This is a genomic window from Sneathiella sp. (assembly GCF_029233945.1).
GTDB lineage: Bacteria > Pseudomonadota > Alphaproteobacteria > Sneathiellales > Sneathiellaceae > Sneathiella.
This window is the reverse complement of record NZ_JARGOQ010000094.1, coordinates 1-6346: the sequence shown is the minus strand read 5'-3', so window position 1 is coordinate 6346 and position 6346 is coordinate 1. Positions and strand designations below refer to the sequence as shown.

Here is a 6346-nt window from a genome sequence, read left to right as displayed (position 1 = left end):
AATTCTTCTCATAGGCGGGATACTGTCCCGCCTATGACCTGTGAACAAGTCCCGGCGGGGAGCATTGTTTCGGTACCCATTGCGGTGAGGCATTCTCCCGGATGGTGCGGATAATCTAGGTGCTCGCGATCGTCGGCAGACCCACAGCGTAAAAATATAGTTAGGGTTCCACGATGAAATTTCTATCCAAACTCAAAATAATTGTGAACATCTCGGCTACGGTATTATTGCTGATAATAATGACCATTACCTTCATAGATGTTGTGGGGCGCCAACTCTTCAACCAGCCCTTGCTGGGGGCTGTTGAGAGTTCTGAAATTTGCATTGGACTGATGGTATTTCTGCTTCTGCCGATCGTAACTCTGGAATCGAGTCATATCACCGTTGATATTCTAGATGCGATTGCCGGGCGAATACTCAACCTTGCCAAAGTCTTGCTAACAGGCGCTATCGGAACAATCCTATTTGGAGCGCTATGCTGGAGTTTTTGGAAATTAGGCGAAAAAGCGGCCGCGTATGGCGACGCGACGCCTTCATTGAAAATTCCGCTGGCGCCGCTGTTTTATGTAATCTCCATCTTGATTGGCGCGCTCACACTGGTGTTTATTTACCGCATGGCTTTTCCCGATAGGAATACCGAGCATGACGCAACCAAACTTCCCGATTGACGCAAGAATATTGCCGTCGCTGTGGATCAATAAAAATCGAACGAAAGATGGATCAAAATGTTAATAGCTAGCCTAGGATTTCTGTTAGCGTTCCTGCTTATCTTTCTCAGAGTTCCCATCGCTCTGTCCATGGCGATGGCAGGTTTCTTAGGTTTTGGATATTTGGTTGGTTGGCCCCAAGCGATGACCATGATGGCGTTTGTTGCGCGGGATACCGCGATGTCTTATACCTTGATTGTCGTGCCACTCTTTTTGTTGATGGGTAACCTGGTCGCAGGGGCTGGCATTTCATACGACTTGTTTCGTTCCGCGCAGTCATTTCTTAGCGCTCGTCGTGGCGGTTTGGCGTCAGCTACAATCGTCGCCAGCGCAGGCTTCGCTGCTATATGTGGTTCAAGTGTTGCAACTGTTGTAACGATGGCGAAAGTGGCCATCCCCTCCATGCGGGAATTTAAATATGACGATCAAATAAGCACAGCTTCAATTGCGGCAGGCGCTACTTTGGGCATTCTAATTCCGCCCAGCGTCATACTTCTCATTTATGGAGTGGCGACTGAAACTCATATCGGAAAACTCTATGCAGCAGGGCTGTTTCCGGGGTTGCTTGGCGTTGCGTTATATCTTTTGGCTGTTCGTTGGGCAGTTAGCAGAAATCCAGATTTTGCCCCTGAAATTGCTAAGGAAAGATGGAGCACAAGATTTCACTCTCTTACGCGCATATGGCCTGCACTTTTATTGTTTATCTTGGTTATCGGCGGTATTTATGGAGGCATTTTCACCGCAACCGAAGCTGCTGGTATTGGAGCTGGGGGAGCGCTTGCGCTCGCTATAGTGCGGCGAAGCCTTTCATTTGTTCAATTTTATGCAATACTTTTGGACACCGCGAAAACCAGTGTTGTTTTGCTCACCCTCGTTCTTGGTGCAGGCATATTTTCAGAGTTTCTGAATTACTCCGGCGCTCATTCTGTCCTATTGAATTTCATCCTTGATTCGAATTTCTCTCCTTGGATGGTGATTGCTATTATTTGCGTGATATACATCTTATTGGGCATGGTAATGGAAACAATGTCGATGATATTGCTGACAGTGCCAATATTTTTCCCGATAGTTATGGGGCTTGGATATGATCCTGTCTGGTTTGGCATCCTTATAGTGGTTCTCGCCGAGCTTGGTCTTATCACTCCGCCGATTGGTATAAATTTGTTTGTGATCAAAAGTATCGTTAGCGAGGTGTCAATATCTACTATTGTTCGCGGAATTATCCCTTTTATATGCGCCGATCTTGTTCGCGTTGCCTTAATTGCACTGTTTCCCATTATTTCGTTGTATTTACCCTCGCTTCTATTTGGCTAACCTTACCCTCCTGACAATGGCTCGGAAATATTTATCAACCAAATTTGATTTCCTTTCACCGCCTATCCTTCCCTTGGCGGTTACTTGTCCGGCGGTTTGCGCTAAGCAGCCGTCGGACATTTTTTCTGAAAGATTAGAAGCGTATTTTTTGTACCATGATTGGTATTGCCGATTGTTTGGCAATAAGACGATAGGATGAATTACCGTAAGCGTCCGGTCGTTGCCCGCCATCAATTATTGACAGGGTTTTGGGCTTTCCAGTTCCAGGGGGGTAGTTCGTCGAGACGGTTGACGGGATGGTCATCGACCATGCGCTGAAGTACGTCGGTGAGCCAGATGTAAGGCTCTACCTTGTTGAGCTTGGTCGTCTCGACCGGCGAACAGACGGTTGCCCAACGCCTGGCGCCGCGGTCGCTTCCGGCAAACAGATGGTTTTTGCGGCCAAGGGCAACAGGGCGGATGGCGCGTTCAACGGGATTGGTGTCGAGTTCGACGCACCCATCCTCCAGGAACCTGCTGAGCCCGTTCCAGCGGATCAGGGCATATCGGATCGCCTCGGCAAGTTTGCCACTCCGGGAGATCCGCGGCAACTGCGCCTCCAGCCATTGCCTCAATTCCATGATGAGCGGCCGTGCCGTGGCCTGGCGCACGGCAAGCCGTTCTTCAGGTGTCTTGCCTCTGATCTTCGCTTCGAGGGCGTAAAGCCCGGCAATGCGACGGACGACTTCGTCTGCAATCGGCGATCCATCTGCCTTGGCGATCTCGTAAAATTTGCGCCTGGCATGCGCCCAGCAGGCGGCAAGCACGATCCTGCCATCACGAGTCAGTTGTTCGAATCCAATATACCCATCGACATGGAGAACGCCTCTATAGTCTTTCAGATGTTGTTTAGGCCGTTGCGCCCGTCGATCCGGCTCATAGAAATAGACAGCGGCGGGCGGATCGCGGCCTGCCCAGCCTCGCTCGTTGCGGGCATAGACCCACAGTCGACCTGTCTTCGTTCGTCGGCGCCCTGGATCGAGCACCGGGAGGGGGGTGTCGTCGGCGTACAGGTGATTGGAAGCGAGGATGTTCGTGCTCAATCTGTCATGCAGTGCATCGAGCCACCAGCAGGCCCCGCCTACCCATCCTGCAAGTGTTGAGCGCTCGATCTTCACGCCCTGGCGAGCAAACATCTGCGATTGGCGATACAAGGGAAGATGATCGCAGTATTTGCTGATCAGGACTTGCGCAATCAAGGCTGGTGTTGCATAGCCGCCGGTGATGATCCTCTGGGGTGCCGAAGCTTGCGCCACAGTCTCGCACTGCCGGCATGCGTATTTGGGACGGCGAATGCGGATCACCCGTAAGGTGGCCGGTACCCAGTCAAGCATTTCGCTGACACTCTCGCCGATCTCGCGAAGTGGTCCGCCGCAGCGGGAGCAACCGCCCTCCTCAATATCAAGCAGCACTTCCTTGCGGATGAGATGATCAGGCAGCGGCTTGCGCTGCGCCGGTGTCCGCTCGGCCACTGGTGGCACAGGCCCGCTCTCGATAACCTCTGCAATGTCGGTATCCAGTTCCTCCAGCGCGAGCGCCAGTTGGTCCGGATCAAGCCGCTCGGACCGGCGACCGTATTGGGCCCGTTGCAGCTGTTTGATGATCTGGCGGAGGCGGTTAATCTCCTCATCCCGGTGGGTCATCACACGCGTCATGTCGAGGACAAGACGTTGCAGAAGGGCCGTATCAGAGGGTAGATTGTTCAGATCAATTTGCATGTCTGATTATACATCAAAACACCCCGTAAATGAATGATAAAACAATCTGTCAGACCTTGTTATCCAGCCTTTTCCGGCCGCCATACACGCTCCGGCGCGCGCCAGTCGATACCTTCGATCAGCATCGACAGTTGGGCAGAACTCAGCACAACCCGGTCTCCGGGGTCTTCGGCCTGGGGCCAGACGAACCCGCCCGGGTCCAGACGTTTAGTGAAGAGGCACAGGCCATTGCCATCCCGGAACACAAACTTGATCAGGTTGGTCTTACGGCCGCGAAAGGCAAACAGGTGACCCGAGAACGGATCCTCCCGCAGCACTGCCTCGACCAGCATTGCCAGACCATCCATCCCCTTGCGCATGTCAGTGGCGCCTGCAGCAATATGTACCTTGACCCCGGCTGGAAGCATCATCATGACGCCAGTCTTTCCAGAAGCGCGATCATTGCGCGTACCATCCCGGCTTCCACGTCGCGGGTAAAGCGCAGACGCCGTCCTCCAACCAGCTCTACCTCAATCTCCTGAGGCGATCGTTCGACGATGACTGGCCCGGCGACCTGCGCGCGCGCAGGCAGAGAAGTTGCGCCCGTCTGATCAGGACCGTCACTCACGGTCGCTGGCAGGAATACCGGCTCGGGCGCCGGTGGGGCGAACTCCCGCTTCCACCGGAACAGCAGCGGTGAGTCAATCCCGTAACGCCGGGCAATGCCCGATACCGACGCGCCGGGAGCCATAGCCTCCGCGACGATCCGCTTCTTGTCCGCCCTCCTGAAGTTCCGGCGCGCCTCCGGCATCGATTTTACCGAGGGTACATAGCCCGTTGAAGTCGGGGCAATTTCCTTATCAGACATATGGCCAGCCATATGTCCAGGCCTCCCGCCGCGTCGGTAGAGAAGCTTACCCTGAACAGCCGCGGTCTCCGTCTTGAACATCGCTCGCCAATTACCGAACCGCTTCAGCGGCAGGCCGTGCGCTTCGCAATATTCCCGTTGATTCAAAGCACTGCATTCCCACCCCTCGTGATGGGAACGCCAGAAGCCCTCCAGTTCCGCCCGCTTCTCACTACTCAATCTGGCCATAACTCTGTTCTCCTGCGCAAATTACACCGCTCACTAAAGATCAGCCAAATCATATCCGGAAACAACCGTGCAACGTTCGGACGCTTACTTTTATTCCCTGCTTCTATTTTCTATCTCCCTGTTTCTAAAATAATTTTCCCTGTTATGATACTTAGAGAACTTGGATAAAAATATAACAATATTAGATAGTTACGCCGTGATCAGAGCCTAATCCAGGCCAAAATCGTCAAAAATCCCTGTTTTTTCCCTGTTTAACAGGGAAAATGGCAGAGACGGGTTCGCAGGAGAGCGCTACCTCCACCACTAATCTTGAGGCGAACCTGGATCCAGTCCAGGTTCGCCCCTGAACCCCGCAGTTCCGGGGGCTTCGGCGATATCCGATCAGAACAGAGACGCTCACATGAGAGTGAATAAGCCGCAATTCGGCATTCGTCTCTGACGCCCTGTTTCAGCGTCCAGTCCATGGATATAATGTGGGGATTAATCAGGGTAGCCGAGCCGCTTTTTCTGCTCGCGCCAGTCTGTTGGCAGCGGATTGAGCCTCGAAAGTCTTCTGACATTCAATCCTGCAGGCTGACGCCCGACCAGAATATCTTCGATAATTTCCGGCGCCAGGAAGGCAAGCGGAAGTATCCGGGTTATTTCCGTAGCAAAGGCCTTTTCACGCTCGGCGATTTCCTTCACTGATTGGGCTTCACCTAACGCCAACTGATCAAACCAGTTTCTTGCATTCGCAATCAATTGACAGAGATCAGGGTCAGGTTGATGGGCTTTCGTCGCACCGGCAATGACCAGCTTCGCCTCGACACCTTTACGCTGCAACTTGATGGCAATTTCAAGTGTAATGGTTTCGTCTCTCTCATCGTGATCCGCACCCCGCTGTACTTCCAGCAATCTGGCCAAAGCTTTCCGGCTCAAGTCAATAGAGATAGAATTTGCTCTAAGTTCAACCCGATGGATGATTGCCTTTAATAAGTCCTTCCGTGAAACGGCATCATTGCCCATGACCTTTTCGGCCAGATCAACGGCGCGTCCATTTATCACTTGCAAGTCGGGCGGGCTATGGTCCTTGAGATGCAGGACATCGATTAATCGGCTCTGATTGTAAAGCAGTTCCCGAACGGGTTTGAGGATAGCCTCTTCCAGTGTCGCAGCCGGCAACCGCCATCCTCCGGCATCCGGTTTGGCATCCTGCGCCAGCTGCTTCGAGATATAATAGCGATAGCGCTTGCCGTCCTTGCTGGCCTGGGCCTGATAGAGTGGTTCTCCCGCTTCGTCAAAGACCAGCCCCGTCAGCAGAAACGGGGCCTTCACATTTGTCGGCGAAGATCGTTCCCGGCTGTTGCCCCTCATAATTGACTGAACCTGGTCCCAGGTCTCCTGGTCAACGATGGCTTTATGCATCCCGGGCCAGGTTTCTCCTTTGTGCGGGATCATGCCGATGTAAAGTGGATTGGAGAGTAGCCGATACAGATTGCTGCGCAACAACGGCT

At 53.0% G+C, this 6346-nt stretch carries 6 protein-coding genes; 2 read left to right on the top strand and 4 right to left on the bottom strand.

The genetic code is table 11. From position 1 onward, the window contains the following. The first annotated feature begins 173 nt into the window (after nt 1-173). On the top strand, nt 174-668 hold the full coding sequence (locus P1U71_RS17520; protein WP_301106965.1) for a TRAP transporter small permease: 495 nt from the start codon (nt 174-176) through the stop codon (nt 666-668). A 57-nt stretch (nt 669-725) separates the two neighbouring features. Continuing rightward, nucleotides 726-2021, top strand: coding sequence for a TRAP transporter large permease (locus P1U71_RS17515; RefSeq protein ID WP_301106964.1), 1296 nt, complete (start codon nt 726-728; stop codon nt 2019-2021). A 230-nt stretch (nt 2022-2251) separates the two neighbouring features. On the opposite strand, the gene P1U71_RS17510 is transcribed toward P1U71_RS17515, so the two are convergent. The 4 genes from P1U71_RS17510 to P1U71_RS17495 all read right to left on the bottom strand — a co-directional run. Then, on the bottom strand, nt 2252-3778 hold the full coding sequence (locus P1U71_RS17510) for an IS66 family transposase (RefSeq protein WP_301106963.1): 1527 nt from the start codon (nt 3776-3778) through the stop codon (nt 2252-2254). Nucleotides 3779-3837: 59 nt separating this feature from the next. Continuing rightward, a complete protein-coding gene (gene tnpB / locus P1U71_RS17505; protein ID WP_301106962.1) occupies nt 3838-4191 on the bottom strand; it encodes an IS66 family insertion sequence element accessory protein TnpB in 354 nt (117 codons plus the stop codon). Then, nucleotides 4188-4853, bottom strand: a complete 666-nt coding sequence (locus tag P1U71_RS17500) for a transposase (protein ID WP_301106961.1) — start codon at nt 4851-4853, stop codon at nt 4188-4190. The genes tnpB and P1U71_RS17500 overlap by 4 nt, the downstream gene beginning before the upstream one ends. Before the next feature lie 480 nt (nt 4854-5333). Then, the coding region (locus tag P1U71_RS17495; RefSeq protein ID WP_301106960.1) for a recombinase family protein at nt 5334-6346 on the bottom strand (1013 nt) is incomplete at its 5' end.